This window comes from Advenella alkanexedens, assembly GCF_019132845.1.
Taxonomy (GTDB): Bacteria; Pseudomonadota; Gammaproteobacteria; order Burkholderiales; family Burkholderiaceae_B; genus Advenella; species Advenella alkanexedens.
Window position 1 is genome coordinate 320,377 of record NZ_JAHSPR010000001.1, and the last position, 22,241, is coordinate 342,617.

Sequence of the window (22,241 nt, forward strand, 5' to 3'; positions counted from 1 at the left end):
ACCATACTCATAAGACGTCCATATTCTCTTATACAGAATAATGACAAGGCCATTGTGCCCGGATTGCAGGATCGATTCATCCGTTTTCTGCCAGGAGGTTTCCCGTGCCCCTCTTTCAGCGATTGCGTAACTGGCGCAAAAATACGATCAGTGCCTCCATACTGAAGGCTTTCAAGAAAGTATTGCCCCCAATGTCTTCCACAGAAAAAGAGGCTATTGAGGCGGGCACGGTTTGGTGGGAGGCCGAATTGTTCAGCGGGCGTCCCGACTGGCAAAAGCTGATGAATTATCCGGTCCCCACCCTGACTGTGCAAGAGCAGGCTTTTCTGGACAATGAAGTTGAACAGGCCTGCGCCCTGGTGAATGACTGGGAAGTCACCACCCAGGATATGGATTTACCTGAAGCCGCCTGGCAATACCTTAAAGACAATAAATTCCTGGGCATGATTATTCCGCAGGAATATGGGGGTCTGGGTTTTTCGGCCTTTGCCCACTCTGAAGTCATTACCAAACTGTCCACCCGAAACTCGGCCCTGGCGGTTTCTGTCATGGTACCCAATTCCCTGGGACCTGCCGAACTCCTGATTCATTACGGTACCCCGGAACAAAAAAATCACTACCTGCCACGTCTTGCCACTGGACAGGAAATTCCGGCCTTTGCCTTGACCAGTCCCTGGGCCGGGTCCGATGCCGCGGCCATTCCCGATAGCGGGGTGGTCTGCAAAGGAATCCGGGAAGGTAAAGAGGTTCTGGGCATGCGCGTAAGCTGGGACAAACGCTACATTACCCTGGCACCCGTTTGCACCCTGCTGGGCCTGGCTTTCAAGCTGTATGATCCCGATGGATTGCTCGGTGAACAAAAAGAAATCGGCATAACCTGCGCCTTGGTACCACGCGACCATCCCGGTGTGGAAATCGGTCGGCGACATTTTCCGCTAAACGCCATGTTCATGAATGGCCCCACCCGGGGCAAAGATGTTTTCATGCCTCTGGATTTTATTATTGGTGGCCCGGCAATGGCAGGACAGGGATGGCGCATGTTAATGGAATGCCTGGCAGCCGGACGCGCCATTTCCCTGCCATCCTCCAATGTGGGCATGTCACAACTGGCCGTCCGCACGGTAGGTGCCTACGCTCGCATTCGTATCCAATTCAACCTGCCGATTGGGCATTTCGAAGGGGTTGAGGAAGTACTTGCCCGCATGGGCGCCAATACCTATGCCGGCAATGCCGTGCGCATCATGACCGCGGGTGCTGTTGATCTGGGCGAAAAGCCATCGGTGGTATCCTCTATTGCCAAATACCATGTGACCGAACGTGCCCGCAGTGTCATTAACGATGCCATGGATATTATTGGCGGCAAGGGAATCTGTCTGGGCCCCTCCAATTTTCTGGGCCGTGCCTATCAGCAAATCCCGATTGGCATTACGGTGGAAGGTGCCAATATCCTGACCCGCAACCTGATCATCTTCGGTCAGGGTGCCATTCGCTGTCACCCCTATCTGTTAAAGGAAATGCAGGTTGCCCAGGAACCGGACTCCGCGACATCCCTGGACAATTTCGACCGGCTTTTCTGGCAGCATGTCGGCTTCAGTGTCCGCAATGGTCTGCGAACCCTGGCCAGTGGCCTGTTCGGGGCCCGGATATTTACCCTGCGTCACCAGGCCGCCGCCGAAACCAAGAGCTACTACCAACACCTTACCCGGCTTTCTGGCGCACTGGCTTTCATGGCCGACGTGACCATGCTTGCCATGGGGGGCAGCCTGAAACGCCGTGAAAAAATATCGGCCCGGCTGGGCGATGTCCTGGCCCAGCTTTATATTGCCTCTTGCGTACTGAAACAATATGAAAGCCATGGTCGCCAGCAGGATGAGCTGCCATTTGTGCACAAAGCCGTCCAGCAATGCCTGTTTGAGGCACAAACAGCCTTGCTGCAAACCTGCCGCAATTTCCCGAACCGGAACATTGGCCTGCTGTTACGCCTGGTCAGTTTTCCCTGGGGCGCATCATTTTCCGTTCCGGCTGATGCGCTTGACCACCCCATTTGCGAACAGCTGATGCAACCGGGCAGCACCCGTGACCGCCTGACCGCCAACTGTTACTGCCCCACCCATCCTGAAGACCCGGTTAGCGCCATCGAACTGGCACTGGTTTATGCCATCAAGGCCGAACCGGTTGAAGCCAAAATCCGACAAGATGAAAAAAACGGCCTCTTCAAAAATCACCCCGAGGCCAACGTCCGGGACATAGCCCGGCTGGCCTTTGACATGAACCGGATCAGTGCCGAAGAATATGAGCTGCTGGCCACCCGTAACCGGCTCAGGGACACCGTAATCCATGTGGATGACTTCCCCGGTGAGCTGCGAAACCCTGCTGCGTTCATGAATCTCAGGAATACCCGTCAAGGAGACCCAAAATGACATTCCAGCCCGTCTATATTATTGATGGTGCCAGAACCCCGTTTCTGAAAGCACGTAATGCGCCGGGCCCTTTTTCGGCCAGCGAACTGGCCGTACAAACCAGCCGCTGCCTTTTGCTGCGCCAATCCTTCAGTGCCGCTGAACTGGATGAAGTGATTGTTGGCTGCGCTTCCCCTTCTGCCGATGAAACCAATATCGGCCGGGTTATTGGCCTGCGTATTGGCACGGGTGATAAGGTACCCGCCTGGACGGTCATGCGCAATTGTGCCTCGGGCATGCAGGCGCTGGATTCGGCACTGCTCAACATACAAAGCGGACGCTCGCACCTGGTGCTGGCTGCCGGCACCGACGCCCTATCCCATGCGCCCATCCTGTTTTCCGACAAAATGGTGAATTGGCTCAGTCAATGGAATGCCGCCAAAAGCACGGGACAGAAACTGCAGGCCCTGCGCAGCTTCAGGCCTGTCTACCTGGCACCGGTCATTGGCCTGCTAAAAGGCCTGAAAGACCCGGTCATTGGTATTTCCATGGGCCAAACCGCTGAAAACCTGGCCTGGAAATTTAACATTACCCGTCAGGAAATGGACGCCTACAGCGCACGCAGCCATCAACGGACTATTGAGGCGCAAAACCGCAAGCAGTTTGCCGAAATCACCCCCATCATCGATGCCCAAGGCAATCTTTATAGTGACGATGACGGGGTTCGACGCGACTCCACTCCCGACAAACTGGCCAAACTGAAAGCCGTTTTCGACCGTCCCAGCGGCAACATTACAGCCGGCAACAGCTCTCAGGTCAGTGATGGCGCTGCCGCCCTCATCCTGGCCTCGGAAGAGGCCGTCATAAAATGGGACTTGCACCCCTTGGGAAAAATCACCGACTGCCAATGGGCCGCCCTTGACCCGGCTCAAATGGGGCTGGGCCCCGTACATGCCAGCATCCCACTGCTGCAACGCAATGGTTTAAGCTTGCATGATCTCGATCTGTGGGAAATCAATGAAGCTTTTGCCGCTCAGGTACTTGGCTGCATCCGTGCCTTTGAAAGCGACGCGTATTGCCAGGAACATTTCAACACCCCGGCCTGGGGTACCCTGGATCAGGAAAAACTGAATGTGGATGGCGGCGCGATTGCGATTGGCCACCCGGTTGGCGCTTCGGGTGCCCGCATCGTTTTGCACCTGTTACATGCCCTGCGGGCACGCAGGCTGCGTAGGGGAATTGCAACGATTTGCATTGGCGGCGGCCAGGGTGGCGCCATGTTGATTGAAACCATGGGGGATAAGGCATGAATACCGCGTTGAATTTGAACAACTGGTCACTGCAAATTGATGACAGACAAATTGCCTGGCTCAGCATCAACTGCCCCGAACGCAGCATGAATGCGCTCTCTACCCAAGTCATGAAGGAGCTGAAAACAGCCCTTGACCATCTGGGCTCGCAGACCATCAAGGGCCTGGTCTTTTTATCAGGCAAAAACAACGGCTTTATTGCCGGCGCCGATATCAATGAATTTTCCGGTATCAGCAGCCCCGAGGGCGGCAAGCCACTGATTGAAAGCGGCTGGAACCTGTTCAACCGCATTGAAAAACTGCCCTTTCCCACCCTTGCACTCATTCATGGGGCCTGTCTGGGCGGTGGTCTGGAACTGGCCCTTGCCTGCACATACCGCATTTTGATTGACACACCCAAACCCGCCCTTGGCCTGCCCGAAGTCATGCTGGGCATTTATCCTGGCTGGGGCGGCCTGCAACGGCTGCCTGCCTTGATTGGCCCGCAAGAGGCCTTAAACATGATATTGAGCGGCAGAACCCAGGATGCCCGCAAGGCAAAAGCACTGGGGCTGGTTGACTGGGTGGTTGCCCCGCGCGTGGCCCGCCAAAGCGCCGCTGAATGGGTGCTGTCGGGACGCCCGCGCCGCCAGGCCAGGGGGTTGGCCAAATGGCTTAACAGGCAGCCCCTTAAGAAGCTGGTTGCGCACCAGGCCCGAAAAACCGTGCTCAGCAAAGACCCCGATGCCCATTACCCCGCCCCCCGGTCGATTATTGATTTATGGGAACAGCACAATGGTGATGGCCTGGCCGCGCCAGACATTGTCAACCGGCTGTTGAACTCGCCGGTAACCGCCAACCTGATCCGGGTTTTTCACCTGCAGGAAAGGCTCAAGGCATTTGGCAAGCAAAGCGGCCTGCCACCGGTATTGCATATCCATGTGATTGGAGCTGGTGTCATGGGCGGCGGCATTGCGGCCTGGTGCGCCTTGCAAGGCATCAAAACCACCTTGCAGGACACCGACTACAGCCGCATTGCCAGCGCCTTCAAGGCCGCTGCTCCGCTCTTTGCCCGCAAAGACCGACTAACCGCCCAGGCTGCCCGCGACAGACTGATTCCTGACCCCGAAGGGCATGGTATTACCACCGCCGACCTGGTGATTGAAGCCATTTATGAAGACGAGCAAGCCAAACAGACCCTTTACCAGCAACTTGAAGCGCGCATGAAGCCGGATGCCATTCTGGCCAGCAATACCTCCAGCCTGTCAATTCAGGCATTACGCACCGGCCTGAAACGGCCTGAACATTTTCTGGGTATTCACTTTTTTAATCCCGTGTCAAAAATGCCACTGGTTGAAATTGTGCATACCGAAGGCATCAGCCAGCAAACCATTGACCGTGCCTGCGCCTTTGCAGGCCAAATCGGCAAACTGCCATTGCCCGTGCAGGACACCCCCGGCTTCCTGGTCAATGCAGTGTTGGCCCCCTATATGCTGGAAGCCATGCAGTGCATTGACGAGGGTATAGACCCTGAAGTGATTGACACCGCCATGCTCAAATTCGGTATGCCCATGGGACCAATCGAACTGGCCGATACGGTAGGACTGGATATTGCCCTGGCAGCGGGCAAACAATTATCGGCAGATAAACCCGTCCCCAACTGTCTTACCCGTCTGGTGGAGCAAAAAAAACTGGGCATCAAGACAGGTGAAGGCTTTTATAACTGGAAAAACAGAAAACACGGCAACCGTTCGAGTAAACCTGTTCCGGATGGATTGGCCCAGCGCCTGATTACACCATTCATTGAACAGGCCAAACGACAAACCGAAAAAGGCATTACCCAGGATGCCGATCTGACCGATGCGGGCATCATTTTTGGCACCGGATTTGCCCCATTCAGAGGAGGACCGCTTCATTACAGCAAAACCGGTTGCGGGAAAATCCGCTGAAAACACGATTATCGGGCTCGGCTATACTTAGCGGTAAATACCAGTGATAACAAGAGGACGGAAGAGGGACAGAATGATGAAAAAAACATGGCTTACCAACTATCCACCGGGCGTCCCGGCTGACATTGATGCTACCTGCTACTCATCATTGGTGGACATCTTCAAGCAGAGCTGTCAGAAATTCGCTCCTTTAACCGCCTATATCTCCATGGGCAAAAGTCTTAGCTATGCCCAACTGTCCAGCCAATCCAGAAATTTTGCCGCCTGGCTGCAAAGCCGGGGCATCAAACCGGGCACCCGCATTGCCCTGATGATGCCCAACCTGTTCCAGTACCCGGTTTGCCTGTTTGGCGCCTTGCAGGCCGGTTGTACCGTGGTTAATTGCAACCCCCTGTACACGGCCCATGAGCTTGAACATCAGCTGAATGACTCGGAGGCTGAAGTCATTGTTATTGTTGAAAACTTTGCCGCCACCCTGCAGGCAGCACTGCCAAACCTGAGTTCGCTGAAAACCATCATCGTAACCTCTATTGGCGAAATGCTGGGACTAAAAGGGCATTTCATGAATTTTATGGTGCGACACATAAAGCATCGGGTGCCCAAATGGTCGCTGCCCAATCCTGTCCGGTTAATATCCGTTTTAAACGGATCCGGCAAACTGCCCTTTACGCCCCCGACTCTGGGCCATAACGACATTGCCTTTTTACAATATACCGGTGGCACAACCGGGGTTGCCAAAGGAGCCATGCTAAGTCATGGGAATATGGTGGCCAATGTCTGCCAGGCCTGCGCCTGGGTAAAGCCACATACCGCCGAGGGTAAAGACTTTATTATTACCGCCCTGCCGCTCTACCATATCTTTGCCCTCACGGCCAACTGCCTGACCTTCCTGATGCTGGGAGCGCGTAATCTGCTGATCCTGAACCCGCGCGACGTGCCCGCCCTTGTCAGGGAAATTGGACAATACCCGTTTACCGCCATTACCGGTGTCAATACCCTGTTCAATGCCTTGCTGAATGATGAAAATTTTAGCAACCTTGATTTCAGCCATTTGCACTTTACGCTGGGTGGTGGCATGGCAGTACAGCGTCCGGTTGCCGAACGCTGGAAAATAATTACGGGCAAACCACTCACACAGGCTTATGGCTTAACCGAAACCTCGCCTGCGGTCACTATTAATCCGCTGGACCTGTCTGAATTCAATGGTTCAATCGGATTACCCCTTCCCTCAACCGAACTGTCCATTCGTGATGATAATGGTCGTGAAATGGGCACGGGAGATATCGGAGAAATCTGTATCAAAGGCCCGCAAGTCATGAAAGGTTACTGGAACAATCCTGAAGAAACCCAAAAGATTTTTGACCCGGACGGTTTCCTGCATACCGGAGACATGGGCTATGTAGATGCAGAAGGATTTGTCTATCTGGTTGACCGGAAAAAAGACCTCATTATTGTCTCGGGTTTCAATGTATACCCTAACGAAATTGAAGAGGTCGTAGCCAGCCACCCCGACGTACGGGAAGTGGCGGCCATCGGTGTTGACAACGGTGCGGCCGGAGAAATCGTGAAAATATTCGTGGTGCGAAAAAGCCCGTCGCTGACAGAAAAACAATTGATTGATTTCTGCCGCCAAAGCCTGACGGCCTACAAAGTCCCCAAACTGGTGGAGTTCAGGGATGAACTGCCCAAAACCAATGTAGGCAAAATCCTGCGACGGGCACTCAAAGAATAGATAAACCGGCCTTTACTCGACACTATCAAAAGTCACTTCGCTGTCAATATTTTCACGGGTCAGGTTGGGGGCGCACATGCTCAGGAATGCATACACATAATCCCGTAAAAACGTCCCTTTTTTCAGACCGATGCGGGTCACGTGCTCACCAAACAAATGCCCCACAGGAATACCCACCAGTCCGGGATCTCTTCTGGGGTCAAAGGCCACCCCCGCAATAATACCCACGCCCATTTCAACATCGACATAAGTTTTGATCACGTCGGCATCAAGCGCCTCCAGAACAATATCAGGCACAATGCCCTTGCTGGCAAAAGCACTGTCTATCGAATTGCGGCCCGTAAACGCACGATCATAGGTAATGATGGGGTACTGCGCCACCTGCTCAAGGGTAATGTTTTTAGCCTGGGTTGAGGTCAGACTGGTCAGAGGATGATCAGGCGGTACAACCAGCGTGTGTTCCCATGCATAACAAGGCAAAGTGGTCAGGCCCTCGACATTGGCCAATGTTTCGGTAGCCAGGGCCAGATCAGCCTGTTCCTGCAAAACCATATTGGCCAGTTGCGAAGGACTGCCTTCGGCCAGCGACACACGCACCTTGGGAAAACGCTTTCTGAACTCAGGAATCACCTTGGGCAGGAAATAACGGGCCTGTGTATGCGTACAGCCAATCACCAGGCTTCCCTCATCGCGCTTGGCAAACTCATCACTGACTTTTTTCAGGTTGTCCACTTCACGCATGATGCGGTCAATAATGCCGGCAACGGCAGCGCCCGGCTTGGTCAAGCCCTTGATGCGCTTGCCATGCCGCTCAAAAACCTTAATACCCAATTCATCTTCGAATTCGATGATGGCCTTGGAAACCCCCGGCTGGGAGGTAAACAAAATCCGGGAGGCTTCCGTCAAATTGAAATTTCTTCGGATGGTTTCCCGGATAAAACGAAATTGCTGTAAGTTCATAGCGATCTATCCTTAATTTAGATAGATTATAAGTTATATAAGAGTTTATGTTTATAACTTATGGCTATATATTTATATTTTCTATTGCTTAGGCTTTTTGAGTGTTAAACGTTTGCGGAACAAATACACACACAGTAAAAACACGGTACCATGCAACAAGATCATGCCAGCCATCATGTCTATTTTATCGCTGCTAATCCACCCCCTGACCAGATTCATGGTATTCATGTAAAGCAAACCAATCAGCCCGGCCAGCACCAAATCGCCAGAGCGGCCAAGCCGCGGATTCACCGCCCCCAGCGGAATGGCCAGCAAGGCCAGATTAAGCGCAGCCAATGGCAATGAAATACGCCACATGATTTGTGAATCGCTTTTACTGGTTTGATCCTCGAACAGGCTGCCCGTTGGCCTTGCTTTCATCACATTCAGCGCTGCATTCCGGATATTTTCTTCGGTATTTTCTCCACCCTTGCTTTCAAGACGCATGGTGTAATTGTCAAACTTGATCATTCGAAACTCGGCACTGCCGGGTTTCATGTCATAACGGTTACCGGGACCAAGCACCAAAAAACGATCGCCATTATCTTCTTCACGCAATTTTGCATTATCGGCAGTAATGGTGCTATACCAATGCTCGTCCTCAACCCTGGCAAACACTTTGCCCATTTCATGCTCAGGATCGGTGGGTTCCTCTATGAAGAACACCCGTTTACCCTGCTCGGACTCAATAAACTGGCCAAACGCGATTTTGGCAATCTCCGAGCGCTGTTCAAAGCGCTGCCGGTACTCTTCTATTTGTCGATATGCCCAAGGCGAAGCCTGCAGGGTAAGCACGGCAATCAGCACGCAAACCGGAAGCGCCACCCGCAAGACCGGTCGAATCCAGTCAAGCAGGGAAACACCGCTGGCAAACCACACCACCATTTCAGATTCCCGATAATTGCGTGAAATGGTTGACAAGACGGCAATAAACAGGGAAACGGATAGTATGGTTGGCAGTGCCGTAATACTGGACAGGGCGGCAATACCAAATACAATATCGGCACCAATGCTGCCTGCGGCGGCTTGCCCCAACAGCCTGACTAGTAATACACTTAGCCATACAACGATAAGCGTGGAAAACACGATACCGATATGGCTGCTTATTTCAGCGACAACCGATCGTTTAAATAGCGACATGATTCATCTTGCGAGATAATAAACGTCTTTATTGACGCCTTAGGTAAATAAAAATGGAATTTAACACACAATCAACCCGATCATTACAACAACTCAAGGCTGCCGCCCTGTTCATTGGCGTCTACACCGATGGCCAGTTAAGCGAAGCGGCTGACATCATCAACCGCGCCAGCTACGAAAGCATAAGCACCGTACTTAAAAAAGAATTCAAGGCTGCCGTAGGCAGTATATTGGTGTTGCGCAATCTGGAAGGTGTCAAGGCTGAACGTGTTATTTTGGTTGGCCTGGGCAAAAAGGAAGATTATAACGCGAATGCCCTGCTCAAGGCACATGCCGGCATTGCAGCCTATTGCATCGAAACCTCACTGACCGATGCAACAAGCACCCTGCTCGAAGAGCCCTGCCAGGAACTGGACATTAAAACACGCGCACGTCTGGCCGCCCGCGCCATTGGCAATGCGCTATACCAATATGACGGCACGTTCAGCATGGCAAACCGTCCCACCCCCTATCCGCTTAAAAAAATCACCTTCATTACCGAACGTAAAGATGACAAACAGGCCAAAATGGGTGCGGAACAAGGTGCTGCCATTGCCAATGGCATGATTGCAACCCGCCAGTTGGGCAACCTGCCTGCCAATATCTGCACCCCCACTTATTTGGGTGAACAGGCCAAAATGCTGGCCAAGGAATTCAAATCCATCAAGGCTGAAGTCCTTGAAAAGAAACAGATCGAAGCGCTTAAAATGGGCTCTTTCCTGTCTGTGGCTGCCGGCTCCGACCAGCCACCACGCTTTATCGTGCTGAAATACACCGCTGCCAACAACACCAAAAAAGATGAAGGCCCGATTGTCCTGGTAGGTAAAGGCGTTACTTTTGATACCGGTGGCATTTCCCTTAAGCCAGGCCTGGGCATGGATGAAATGAAATTCGACATGTGCGGTGCCGCCAGCGTTTTTGGCGTTTTAAGGGCCATCGCCGAAATCGGCCTGACCCGGGATGTGATTGGTATTATTCCCGCCACCGAAAATATGCCTAATGGTAAAGCCACCAAACCCGGTGATGTCATTACCAGCATGTCCGGCCAAACCATTGAAGTCCTGAATACCGATGCCGAAGGTCGCCTGATCCTGTGTGATGCCCTGACCTATGCTGAACGCTTCAAACCATCAGCCGTCATTGATATTGCCACCCTGACCGGTGCCTGCGTGGTGGCGCTGGGCCATGTCAATAGCGGCCTGTTTGCCAGCGATGACACCCTTGCCGAGCAATTGCTGGCCGCCAGCAAACAGGCACAAGACCCGGCATGGCGCTTGCCCCTTGATGACGCCTATCAGGAACAGCTCAAGAGCAACTTTGCCGACATGGCCAACATTGGTGGCATGCCGGCCGGTTCAGTCACCGCTGCCTGCTTCCTGTCACGCTTTACCAAAGCCTACCGCTGGGCCCACCTGGATATTGCCGGTACGGCCTGGAACAAAGGCAAGGAAAAAGGCGCCAGCGGCCGTCCGGTTCCCTTGTTAACCGAATTCCTGCTGGCACAGCAGGACTGAAAGCTTGATGTCAACCATCGACTTTGCCTTCGGCGCGGAACACCGTATCCAAAAAGCCTGTGAAGTTGCCTACAAGCACTTCCAGGCAGGCCATCAGGTACTGGTTTACTGCACCGATGCAAAACGCATGCAGGCCTTTAGCAAAGGCCTGTGGGGCATAGAGCAAACCGCTTTTGTGCCCCACCTTGATGTCAAAGATCCCAATGCCGGCATGGTATTGATTCGCACCACAGCGGAAAACCCGGCCAATGCCCTGTTACCCGGCCAGGATCCACCCTGGCTGCTCAATCTTGATCTGGCCTGTCCGCCCGGTTATGAACAGTTTGCCCGCGTTCTGGAAATTGTTTCAGGGCACGAGCAAGACAGGCAACTGGCCCGGGAACGCTGGAAGCAATATTCAGCCAATCCCGTCAATATCGTCAAGGCGCACTCTGTCGCGTCCTGATGATATTGCCAATAACTGCAAAATACGCTCAACATTAACCTTAAATTCAGTTAGAATTCAGGGAACTGTCAGCTTTCCAGGCTGTCTTTCCTGAAGAACAATGTTGATTCAACCATCCGTATTACTGGAGACTCCATGAGTGACTTTAATCAGCCCCTTTCGCGTGGCGGCTATGCATCCACCCCCGCAGTCAAGAACCGCGTACTAAGAAACACCTACTGGTTGCTGGCCGCTTCCCTGATTCCCACCATCCTGGGTGCCGCACTGGCGTTGCAATTAAACCTGAACGCCATGCTGTCTCCTGGCCTTTCCACCATTGTGTTCCTGGTGGGCGCCTTTGGTCTGATGTTTGCCGTTGAGCGCAATAAAAACAGTTCCGCCGGTATTGTATGGCTAATGGCCTTTACTTTCTTCATGGGTATCATGCTGTCACGCATGCTGGGCTTTGTGCTCAGCATGAACAATGGTGCCCAGCTGATCATGATGGCCTTTGGTGGCACCGCCGCCATTTTTGCAACCATGGCAACCATTGCCACCACCAGCAAGCGTGATTTTACCGGCATGCAAAAAACCCTGTTTATTGGTGCTGTTGTGCTTATCCTGGCGGCCATTGGCAATATTTTCCTGCAAATCCCGGCCCTGATGCTCACCATTTCCGTACTGGCCATGGTCATTTTCTCGGCCTTCATGCTGGTTGATATCCAGCGCATCGTCAATGGTGGCGAAACCAACTATATTTCCGCCACCATGGCCATTTACCTGGACATCTACAACGTATTTGTCAGCCTGCTATCCATTCTGGGCATTACCGGTGGCAACTCCGACTAAACACAAAACCAACCGCTCAAGCGTATAAAAAAACGGCGTTCAGTTTAATCTGACGCCGTTTTTTTATGGGAAACAGGTACTCACCAGGCACTCTTCAATCGCAACCGTTCAAGGCAAACCCGTTACATCAACCTCATTGGGGTAGCCCACTGAAAACTTCTGCACCACGGTTTTCTTTTCCTTGGGTGCCAGTTTGATACGCTGCTCATAACGACCATCCGCCTTAAGGGTGATTTCCTTGTCAGAAGGGCTGATCCGCCTGATTTCAATTTTCTCATTGCGGGAAAGCGGGAAACGGTCATGTAAAACCAGCTCGACGGCCTTATCTCGGTTATTCTGGATAACCGTTTGATATTCATAGCTGATACGTTTGCCACTGCCGGTCAGGCCCGTGCTTTCAGTAAAACGCTTAAGCGGCTCACGCCTGACGGAAATGGACTCATCGGTTCCCATAGCCAGCTCAAGAGGTTCTCCCGGGAATACCGTCTTGATATTGCTGCTGGCAATCAGCTGCCCATCCAAAAATGCGTTCAGATCGCCTTGCAACAGGGGATAATCGTTGCTATTGGTGGCCTTAACCGTTAAAAACACGGCTTCCTGCAAGGCTGGCACCAGCTGATAGGTTTGATCGGTTTTAAATTCACTGACCGAAATAGCCACTTTCTTTTCTTCCGGTCCGGTAGGTACCGTTGCTTTTTTTTCTATATTGAAAACCGTATTGGCCAGACCTCTTTCTGCTGTGGCAGTATTAAATGAGGCTTCGGCCTGCACCTGCCCCGTTGAGGTATCCATGATGGGTGCCATGGCACGCCGCTGCTCTGGCATCGCCTGCAAGGCCTTTTGTCTGGCCATGGCAACCGGGGCAGGCATCTCGGGACGAGGAACCCGGATATCCACCACCCAGGGATCCAGTTCAGGCAAAACGGCCCCTATCATGGGTTGCGCGGTTGACAGCACCAGTTTGACATCATCCCAGTCTTCACCGGTTTGCTGGGAAATTTGTGCATAATAAGACACTTTAAGCTTATTGTCGGACGAGTCAAAGCTGGCATCATAATTGGGCCACCAGCTTGCGCCAGGCACCACATAAGACAGGCTCAGATCCAGTTGATCTGCCTCAGGAGCATCCAGCTGAACCACCACGGTTTTACTTCTGACCGTCTCTTCATGGGGAATTTGACCCCGTTTTTCCTGCAAGGCAGCCAGTTCAGCCTGCAATTGCGCTATTTTATTATCCAGTTCACGCTGGGCGGTGTAGTTTTCAGCCAAAATGGTCTTGCTGAAATTCATGATTTCAAGCAATTCCGACGTGCTTAAGCGAGGCATATCTTTACCCGGCTGCACACTGCCCTTCTGGTAAGCTTCCAGATAATCGCTTTTGTTCTGCAGAATCTTGCGCTGGTCTTCCAGCCGGGCAAGCTGGTTCTCAATGTCTTTGATTTGCCTGTCCAGTTCAGCAATACGCTCATGCTGGCTGATCGCCTGGAAATCATCCCGGGAACTGATATCTAAAATACGGACGGATTGCTTGCCTTTGGCATTGAACTGTAATGAACGCTGATCAAGCCAATAAGGCAGGTCTTTGAACACCAGTTCATGTTCTCCGGCCGGTATTTGCTGTTGCCCGTCCCGCTTGACCAGGGCCCGGTCTGAAAATACGGTAACCTCTCCGATACTGGAAGAAACCGGAATAACATCGGCCTGCGCCCACCCAGGCAATAACAAGCCGGCCATCATCAAGGCCATGGCAACTGCATTGCCCGATTTGAAAACCACTGCATCCAGCGGCGGCTCGGATAGCTTCCTCAACATGAACTGACTCCTTAATCACAATATAAGGCAAATATTTTCTGGCCAGGATTGGACAGAACAGTTCATATTCAATCACATCATGAAAAATGCCGCAAGGAATGCAGTACCTTGCGCGTTAACAGAGAGCGGTTTTCCAGATGCTCATTGATCCTTTCACGCAAGGCCAGACGCAGGGCCGGCTCTGCACTGCGATCATCAAAATCCGGAACTTCACCTTCTATGGCATAACCGGTTTCGTTCAGCAAGGTCCATTCAAAGCGACGTAAAGCACCCGTAGCCGGTGAGCCATCAGCCAGCTGGGCCAGCGCATCGGCATAGGCATCAAACAACACCTGATGGGGATCTTCCTTGGGCAACAGTTTTAATAACAATTCATTCATGTACCAGCCCGACATGAGAGAGCGCCCCCCCAGCGGCAGCAAACCTGCAATCTCGGCACGGGTCAGGGTTTTGATTTCACCCTGCCCTGACCAGGACAGCAACAGAGGTTGGAAGGCTGACAAAATGGGGCGCAAAACGGAATAAGGCCGCTTTGCCCCTTTGGCGATCACGGTAACGATACCGTAGTCACGGGAAAAAACCTGGGCAATGATCGAAGTTTCACTCCAGTTGGTGGCATGCATTAAAAATGCCTGCGCATCCAGTATCCGGTGCTGCCGTTTACTCATATCCCAGGTCACGAAGCGCGCTTTCCTTATCGGACCAGCCTTTGCGCACCTTGATATACACTTCCAGAAACACCGGTTTATCCAACAGCTCCCGGATATCCTGACGGGCTTCACTGGCAATGCGCTTCATGTGCATGCCTTTGGCACCCAGCAAAATGGGCTTGTGGCTTTCACGCTCTACCACCACACAGGCAGAAATATGAGCCCCACTTTCATCTTCTTCCCATTTTTCAATCACGACCGTGCAGGCATAGGGCAACTCATCGCCCACCAGCCGAAAGATTTTTTCCCGAATCAGTTCCGCCGCAATAAAACGGATGGAGCGGTCCGTCAGGGCATCCTCTTCAAACATGGGCTCCCCTTCAGGCAAGCGCCGGGATATTTCATCAAGCAAAGTATCAAGCTGGATTTTCTTGACGGCACTTAAGGGAACCACGGCATCGTAACTGAACTTGCTCATGATCTTGCCAACAAAATCAAACATCTCATTTTTATTTTTCAGGGTATCAACCTTGCTGATGACCAGAATGCACTTTTTGGACGATGGCAGCAGCGGCACGATATTATCATCTCCCACCGACCATTTACCCGCCTCAACCACATGCAGCACCACATCCACATCGGCCAGTGCCTGGGTAACCACGCGGTTCATCATACGGTTCATGGCACCGCCATGACGGGTTTGAAAACCGGGGGTATCCACAAACACAAACTGTTCCCGGCCACGGGTCAGCACACCATGAATACGATGGCGGGTGGTTTGCGCCTTGCGCGAAACGATGGAAATCTTGCTACCGATAAGCGCATTGGTAAGTGTGGACTTGCCCACATTGGGGCGCCCCACCACCGCAATAAATCCGGTTTTGAAAGGTGTTTCCTGGGTCATTTTCTATCCTGTTCCACAGCAACGGGCAAGCTCAGCTGGGCTGCCACTTTGCGTACTTGTTTGGCGGAGCCCTTTTTTTTGGGCAATATTTGTTCCAGTTGGGCCAACACCAGTGCTGCAGCGGCCTGCTCAGCAGCGCGACGACTGCTGCCACTGGCCTGTGCCCTGACATCCAGTTCGGCAATCAGGCACTCAACCTCAAACTGCTGATCATGGGCGGCCCCCGAGGTGGCAATCACATTATAGGCAGGCAGAGCGAACTTGCGTCCTTGCAACACTTCCTGCAACAGCGTTTTGGCATCTTTGCCCAAGGTGTTGAAATCAACCGTTTCCAGAATGGGACGGTACAGGGACTTGATCACCTCATGAGCCCGATCACTGTTCGAATCCAGGTAGATGGCACCAAAAATGGCCTCAACGGCATCCGCCAGAATGGAGGGTCGACGAAATCCGCCACTTTTCAACTCTCCCTCGCCCAACCTGAGAAAACGGGATAAATCAAGTCTGCCCGCAATATCGGCCAGCGTACCCTGTTTGACCAGACTCGCTCGAATACGGGACAGGTCACCCTCATCAACATTGGGCAACTGATGAAACAAAATGGCGGCAACCGCAAAGTTCAGGATGGAGTCACCCAAGAACTCAAAACGCTCATTATGCATGGCACTATGGCTACGATGCGTTAATGCCTGTATCAATAAACGCTGGTCTTTAAATTTATAACCCAGTCGGGTTTCCAATTGCGTTAAATTCATTATTTGATTGAACCAATCCGGCCCAGGTCTCCAAAATTCATCCAGACAAAGAATGCCTTGCCCACCAGATGGTTATCGGGTACAAAGCCCCAATAACGACTGTCTTCACTATTGTCGCGGTTATCTCCCATGACAAAATAATGACCTTCTGGCACGGTACACTTGAAATCGGTAGCGGCATATTCACAATTTTGCGCAAATGGAAACGATCGACCGGAAAGATAAGCACCGTCACCCGGCATATTCAGGGTTTCATACGTTTTGCCATCTATTTTTTCCTGCAGCTTCAGCGGATTTCCCGCTTGCTGCGAAGGATTGACATAAGGACCCAACGCCGTGGTATCGACCGCTTCGCCATTGATGAACAGACGTTTTCCAATATAAGCCACGGTATCACCAGGCACGCCGACAATCCGTTTGATATAATCAATATCGGGATTGACAGGGTAACGGAACACCACAACATCGCCCTTCTGGGGATCGCCAAGCGGAATGATTTTCTGGTCAACAATAGGCAAACGGATACCGTAATTGAATTTGTTCACCAAAATCATGTCGCCATCCTGCAAGGTGGGTAGCATGGAACCCGAAGGAATGCGAAAAGGTTCTACCACGAAAGAACGCAAGATGAACACAAACAGGATCACCGGAAAAAAGCTGACAGAGTACTCCACCCACCACGGCCTGTAATCTTCCTGCTCTTCCCCGTACTGCTCAATACGGCGCGGTTTAAGCACAACCTTGTCAATCAGCTTGATGACTGCCGTCAGCAGCAGCAATACAAATAAAATTAAAGCAAAATCCATTCTGTAATCTCTTGTTTTTCCAGTTGTTTATTTATCGTCAACCTGAAGGATGGCCAGGAAAGCTTCCTGGGGGATTTCCACACTGCCAACCTGCTTCATCCGTTTCTTACCCGCTTTTTGTTTTTCAAGCAGTTTTTTCTTACGGCTGATATCACCGCCATAACACTTGGCCAACACGTTCTTGCGCAAGGCCTTCACGTTTTCACGGGCAATCACTTCGGCACCAATAGCGGCCTGAATGGCCACATCATACATTTGACGGGGAATCAGGCCACGCATTTTGGACACCACTTCACGACCACGGTAACGGGCATTGGCACGGTGAACAATCATGGACAGCGCATCCACCCGGTCTCCGTTAATGAGCAGGTCAACCCTGACCACATCGGCAGAGCGGTACTCGAGGAATTCGTAATCCATGGAGGCATAGCCGCGCGACACCGATTTCAGGCGGTCGAAGAAGTCAAGAACGATTTCCGCCAGTGGAATTTCATAAACCAGATGCACCTGCCGGCCATGGTAACTCATATTCATTTGAATCCCCCGCTTGGCCGTACACAGGGTAATCACGGCGCCAACATACTCCTGTGGCATGAACAGGGTGACCGTAACGATAGGCTCGCGGATATCCCGAATCTGACCAATGTCCGGCATCCGCGAAGGACTTTCAATCATGATGGTTTCACCATCATTTTTTTCAACCTCATAAACCACCGAAGGTGCGGTGGTAATGATGTCCATATCGAACTCACGTTCGAGACGCTCCTGCACGATTTCCATATGCAGCATGCCCAGGAAACCGCAACGGAAACCGAATCCCAATGCCTGTGACACTTCGGGTTCAAACATTAAGGCGGCATCATTCAGCTTGAGTTTTTCCAATGAGTCACGCAATTGATCATATTCGCTGCTTTCAACCGGATACAGTCCAGAGAAAACCTGTGGCTTGACTTCCTTGAACCCGGGCAAAGGCGCCTCGGCCGGCTTGTTGGCCAGGGTAATGGTGTCTCCTACCTTGGCGTGCTCAAGTTCTTTGATACCGGTAATAATAAAACCCACTTCACCGGCCGACAATTGCGTACGGGCCACCGATTTGGGTGTGAAAACGCCCAATTGCTCACACAGGTGTGAAGCACCGGTTGCCATGAACGTGATTTTATCCTTGACCTTGAGCACGCCATTAACGATGCGCACCAGCATGACCACGCCAACGTAGTTGTCAAACCAGGAGTCGATAATGAGTGCCTGCAAGGGCTTTTCAGGATCACCAACCGGCGGCGGCACTTTGGTCACGATCTGCTCGAGAATTTCATCAATGCCCATGCCTGTTTTGGCACTGGCTTTGATGGCTTCGCTGGCATCAATACCAATCACGTCCTCAATTTCTTCACGGGCCGCTTCAGGTTCGGCGGAAGCCAGATCCATTTTATTAAGGACCGGTAAAACCTCGACCCCCAGTTCAATGGCGGTATAACAGTTGGCCACCGTTTGCGCCTCTACCCCCTGGCTGGCATCCACCACCAGCAAGGCTCCCTCGCAGGCGGACAGTGAGCGGCTGACCTCATAGGAAAAGTCAACGTGTCCGGGGGTATCAATCAGGTTGAGGTTATAAATCTTGCCATCATTGGCCTTATACTGCAGGGAAGCGGTTTGAGCCTTAATGGTAATCCCCCGTTCCCGTTCGATATCCATTGAGTCAAGAACCTGCTTGGACATTTCCCGGTCTGCCAGGCCTCCGCAGCGCTGAATCAGGCGATCGGCCAGGGTGGATTTTCCATGATCAATGTGGGCAATAATCGAAAAATTGCGTATATGTTGCATATAAGGCTGAATAAAGTTTTTGTAGGGGACTCATAAAAAAAGGGCGCGATGCGCCCTTTTAGCGTATGTCGTATTGTAGCCTTATTTTGACGGCGTTACAGGCACCCACTGGGTTAAATTTGCACGTCGAATCAATAAAGCGGCTGCTTTGTCTTTGGACAGCTTGCCAACCGTCTCTTCAAACTGCTTGACATCCTTGATATCCTGATCATTGACGGCAAGAATAATATCATCAACACGCAGACCGGCTGCCTGTCCAGGACCATCTACCTCGGTAATCTTGACGCCCCCCTTGATACGCAGCTTGGTCATGGTTTCCTGGGATAAATTACCCACAACCAGTCCCAACCGATCAGCCTTGGCAGACTTGTCTGCTTCCGTCTTGCTGGCGGCAAGCTCCTCGCCCGGGCTGGAAGGCACTGCACCCACGGTGATTTTCAGGTTTTGTTTCTTGCCGCGACGCCAGACTTCGATCATTGATTCGGTATCCGGTTTTGTCTGACCCACAATACGTGGAAGATCCGACCATTTCTTGATTTCCGAACCATCAAATCCAATAATCACGTCGCCAGCCTGGATGCCCGCCTTGTCTGCCGGACCACCCTGCTCGACATTGCTGACCAACGCGCCAGAATCGTTTTCAAGCCCCAAAGCCTTGGCAACCTCACCGGCCACCTCACCAATTTGTACGCCAATACGACCCCGGGTAACCTTACCGTTTTCCTTGAGTTGCTCAACCACCTGCATGGCATCATCAATGGGAATAGACAGGGAAATACCCATGAATCCGCCACTTTGGGAAATGATTTGCGAATTCACGCCCACCACCTCTCCATTCAGGTTAATCAAGGGACCACCCGAGTTGCCCGGGTTGACCGCTACGTCAGTCTGAATGAAAGGCAGATACTCACCCGTATCACGATTGATGGCACTGACAATACCCGATGTCACCGTGGAATCCAGTCCAAATGGAGAACCGATTGCCAAGACCCACTGACCTTTTTTCAGGCTATCGGAATCGCCAATTTTAAGGGTAGGCAACTTTTCATCGCTGTCGATTTTAAGCAAGGCAATATCGGTGCGCTGATCAGAGCCGATAACCTTGGCGGTATGTTCTTTGCCATTATTCAGGGTCACCAGAATTTCTGAAGCACCGGAAATAACATGGTTGTTGGTGATGATATAACCATCATCGGAAATGATGAAACCGGAACCGACACCACGTGGCACTGACCTTTCAGGCTGTCCATTACCACGATGACGGGGTTGCGGCGTGGCGCGTGGCGGCATGAAGTCGGGACCGAAGAAGAAACGGAACAACTCAGAGGGATCACCGCCATAAGGATCATAGCCATGGGAACGGTTTGAGATATTTTCCATGGTACGGATATTAACAACCGCATTTTCTGTTTGGTTAACAATGGGTGTGAAATCGGGCAAACCGACAATACTGGTGCCCACGTTCGCATTTTGTACATCCTGGGCACTGGCAACATCACCACCAACATAAGAAAGCCCGGCATACGCGGCACTCAGCCCGATCACGGTATACAGCACACTGCGTTTCAATTTATTATTAAGCATTTGTTTCATGAAAATCCCTTTCCTAATTCAATTTGGATGATACGGGTGGAATAAATTTAGCTGAAACAGCCATTTCTTCAAGTGTATTCATGGGCACGGCACCAATGACGGTTACCCAGTAATCATCCACGCGTTGACGAAAAACATTCAGGGAACCTACTTGTACTGCACCATGAGCCTGCAACGTCTTTTCCGCCTCTGGCACTTTTTGCACAAACACGGAAATCGAAGAAAGGCCGTCTGAGAGAATTAGGTGTTTAACTTGCTGATTAGTTCCTTTCGGTCGGATAATACTTAAAATCGGCACGTATCCCTGAGGGGCACGCAACTTCCAGCCCTCGCGGGCGAAATCGACTGAAACAAGTTCTTCTTTTTCGACAACCCAGTCCTTGAGTTTGTAGCCAGGTGTCAGCAAAGCGGTATCAACATCCTTGCCCATAACCAGACCGGTAAAAGTGATCTGCTCAACCACTTTATTATCCAGTCCGATCGTTTGAGATCTTAATAACAATTTTGATTTGACATCAACACACAAACGATAACCATAACGATCCGGGGTGCGCGGTGCCAATTCGAGCTGCTGGCATTCATAACCGGCAACCCGCTCTTTTTTGCCACTCAGGGTGGCAGTATAGTACTGGTTTAAATGCGTGGCTTCGGTTTGCAAAAATGCCGGAAAGCGGTCCTTGCGGGCCGGGGTCAAAATAATTTTCTTTTGCTCCGGCACAAGACACTGCACAACATCATTGGTCCGCAGATACTCCTGGGGATCACCATCAAGCAGCTCCAGCCGCTCTTTGACACCTTCGCCATCAACAATGTGCGTAACACGTGAGGACATGATCTGATCGCCTTGCTGATAGGTGAAAACACCACTGTAATCATTAGTGACCGATGCCTTTTGCACTTGCTCAAGAAATGCGACCAGATCATTGCCTGTAAGCAGCGTTGCCGTTTTGGCCATGGCCGGTGTCGCAAAAAGGACGCCAAGAAGAACCAGTGACAGCCATTTTGTTTTTGCCTTTCCTGCCACCCTGCTTGATGAATAATGCAACATTAGCGATTAACTCCGTACTCATAGGAAACCAGATGTACGGGACGTGCCCCCACCATTTGACGATGGGCATGAATATAATCACTGTAATCCCGATTCAGCTCAGTACTGGATGAGGTTTGCGACGCCACCACGGGTGCGGATACGGCAGGCGCCACCTCATCTTCAGCCATAAATGGCTGAACCACCCACACCACCGATGCCACGGCCGCCGCCACGGCCAGTCCGGACAAGCCCTGACGCAAGCCAAAACGGCGCGCGGGCACCACAGGAGCCGGTTCGGCATCAATGGCCTTGCTGACCCTTGCATAAAAAAGGTCTGAAGGCTTGATGGCCAGCTCATCGCTACGCATGACATCACCAATCAGGTGATAGGTATCCCATACCTGCCTGCCATAGGAGTTATCCAGGTTTTCCAGATCAAAATTAATATCCTCACCATCGATAAGCGCCGATATGGATTCATCCCAATCAAGTGACTGCGATTCATTTAATGTTGAATGTCTTGTGTTCATGTATCA

18 protein-coding genes are annotated in these 22,241 nt (G+C 51.8%); 7 read left to right on the forward strand and 11 right to left on the reverse strand.

All coding sequences use genetic code 11. From position 1 onward, the window contains the following. Window positions 1-104: 104 nt before the first annotated feature. The 4 genes from KU392_RS01555 (at window position 105) to KU392_RS01570 (ending at window position 7,369) form a co-directional block, all read left to right on the forward strand. Window positions 105-2,420: an acyl-CoA dehydrogenase gene (locus KU392_RS01555; RefSeq protein WP_217734364.1), complete on the forward strand. Its 2,316-nt coding sequence runs from the start codon at window positions 105-107 to the stop codon at window positions 2,418-2,420. Then, a complete protein-coding gene (locus tag KU392_RS01560; RefSeq protein ID WP_217734365.1) occupies window positions 2,417-3,709 on the forward strand; it encodes an acetyl-CoA C-acetyltransferase in 1,293 nt (430 codons plus the stop codon). Before KU392_RS01555 ends, KU392_RS01560 begins: the two co-directional genes overlap by 4 nt. After that, entirely contained in the window at window positions 3,706-5,637 is a 1,932-nt protein-coding gene (locus KU392_RS01565; RefSeq protein ID WP_217734366.1) for a 3-hydroxyacyl-CoA dehydrogenase NAD-binding domain-containing protein, read from the forward strand. Before KU392_RS01560 ends, KU392_RS01565 begins: the two co-directional genes overlap by 4 nt. A gap of 76 nt (window positions 5,638-5,713) precedes the next feature. Continuing rightward, on the forward strand, window positions 5,714-7,369 hold the full coding sequence (locus tag KU392_RS01570; protein ID WP_217734474.1) for an AMP-binding protein: 1,656 nt from the start codon (window positions 5,714-5,716) through the stop codon (window positions 7,367-7,369). Window positions 7,370-7,381: 12 nt separating this feature from the next. On the opposite strand, the gene KU392_RS01575 is transcribed toward KU392_RS01570, so the two are convergent. Further along, on the reverse strand, window positions 7,382-8,329 hold the full coding sequence (locus KU392_RS01575) for a CysB family HTH-type transcriptional regulator (RefSeq protein ID WP_169294118.1): 948 nt from the start codon (window positions 8,327-8,329) through the stop codon (window positions 7,382-7,384). 81 nt (window positions 8,330-8,410) lie between these two features. Beyond that, a complete protein-coding gene (lptF, locus tag KU392_RS01580; protein WP_169294117.1) occupies window positions 8,411-9,508 on the reverse strand; it encodes an LPS export ABC transporter permease LptF in 1,098 nt (365 codons plus the stop codon). Window positions 9,509-9,561: 53 nt separating this feature from the next. Here lptF and KU392_RS01585 point away from each other — a divergent pair, with 53 nt between their 5' ends. The 3 genes from KU392_RS01585 (at window position 9,562) to KU392_RS01595 (ending at window position 12,334) form a co-directional block, all read left to right on the forward strand. Then, entirely contained in the window at window positions 9,562-11,061 is a 1,500-nt protein-coding gene (locus KU392_RS01585) for a leucyl aminopeptidase (protein WP_217734367.1), read from the forward strand. A 7-nt stretch (window positions 11,062-11,068) separates the two neighbouring features. Beyond that, the gene (locus KU392_RS01590) at window positions 11,069-11,506 is read left to right on the forward strand and encodes a DNA polymerase III subunit chi (protein ID WP_169294115.1); all 438 of its coding nucleotides are present in this window, start codon (window positions 11,069-11,071) and stop codon (window positions 11,504-11,506) included. A 135-nt stretch (window positions 11,507-11,641) separates the two neighbouring features. Continuing rightward, complete coding sequence (locus KU392_RS01595) at window positions 11,642-12,334, forward strand: Bax inhibitor-1/YccA family protein (RefSeq protein WP_169294114.1); 693 nt, start codon at window positions 11,642-11,644, stop codon at window positions 12,332-12,334. Window positions 12,335-12,442: 108 nt separating this feature from the next. Here the strand turns inward: KU392_RS01595 and KU392_RS01600 are convergent, their stop codons facing one another. The 9 genes from KU392_RS01600 to KU392_RS01640 all read right to left on the reverse strand — a co-directional run bounded on the left by KU392_RS01600 (window position 12,443) and on the right by KU392_RS01640 (window position 22,235). Beyond that, the gene (locus KU392_RS01600) at window positions 12,443-14,146 is read right to left on the reverse strand and encodes a mucoidy inhibitor MuiA family protein (RefSeq protein ID WP_217734368.1); all 1,704 of its coding nucleotides are present in this window, start codon (window positions 14,144-14,146) and stop codon (window positions 12,443-12,445) included. A gap of 77 nt (window positions 14,147-14,223) precedes the next feature. Further along, window positions 14,224-14,814, reverse strand: a complete 591-nt coding sequence (gene recO / locus KU392_RS01605; RefSeq protein ID WP_169294277.1) for a DNA repair protein RecO — start codon at window positions 14,812-14,814, stop codon at window positions 14,224-14,226. Further along, window positions 14,807-15,700, reverse strand: coding sequence for a GTPase Era (era, locus tag KU392_RS01610; RefSeq protein WP_169294112.1), 894 nt, complete (start codon window positions 15,698-15,700; stop codon window positions 14,807-14,809). Before era ends, recO begins: the two co-directional genes overlap by 8 nt. Then, window positions 15,697-16,455, reverse strand: a complete 759-nt coding sequence (gene rnc, locus KU392_RS01615) for a ribonuclease III (protein WP_217734369.1) — start codon at window positions 16,453-16,455, stop codon at window positions 15,697-15,699. The genes era and rnc overlap by 4 nt, the downstream gene beginning before the upstream one ends. After that, window positions 16,455-17,261 carry a signal peptidase I gene (gene lepB / locus KU392_RS01620; protein WP_169294110.1) on the reverse strand — a complete coding sequence of 269 codons (807 nt, stop codon included), beginning with the start codon at window positions 17,259-17,261 and terminating at the stop codon, window positions 16,455-16,457. Before lepB ends, rnc begins: the two co-directional genes overlap by 1 nt. A 27-nt stretch (window positions 17,262-17,288) precedes the next feature. Continuing rightward, window positions 17,289-19,082, reverse strand: a complete 1,794-nt coding sequence (lepA, locus tag KU392_RS01625) for a translation elongation factor 4 (RefSeq protein WP_169294109.1) — start codon at window positions 19,080-19,082, stop codon at window positions 17,289-17,291. An 81-nt stretch (window positions 19,083-19,163) separates the two neighbouring features. Beyond that, window positions 19,164-20,675: a DegQ family serine endoprotease gene (locus KU392_RS01630; protein ID WP_217734370.1), complete on the reverse strand. Its 1,512-nt coding sequence runs from the start codon at window positions 20,673-20,675 to the stop codon at window positions 19,164-19,166. Between the two features lie 13 nt (window positions 20,676-20,688). Continuing rightward, window positions 20,689-21,723, reverse strand: coding sequence for a MucB/RseB C-terminal domain-containing protein (locus KU392_RS01635; RefSeq protein ID WP_169294107.1), 1,035 nt, complete (start codon window positions 21,721-21,723; stop codon window positions 20,689-20,691). After that, on the reverse strand, window positions 21,723-22,235 hold the full coding sequence (locus KU392_RS01640) for a sigma-E factor negative regulatory protein (RefSeq protein WP_169294106.1): 513 nt from the start codon (window positions 22,233-22,235) through the stop codon (window positions 21,723-21,725). The genes KU392_RS01635 and KU392_RS01640 overlap by 1 nt, the downstream gene beginning before the upstream one ends. Between the last annotated feature and the right edge of the window lie 6 nt (window positions 22,236-22,241).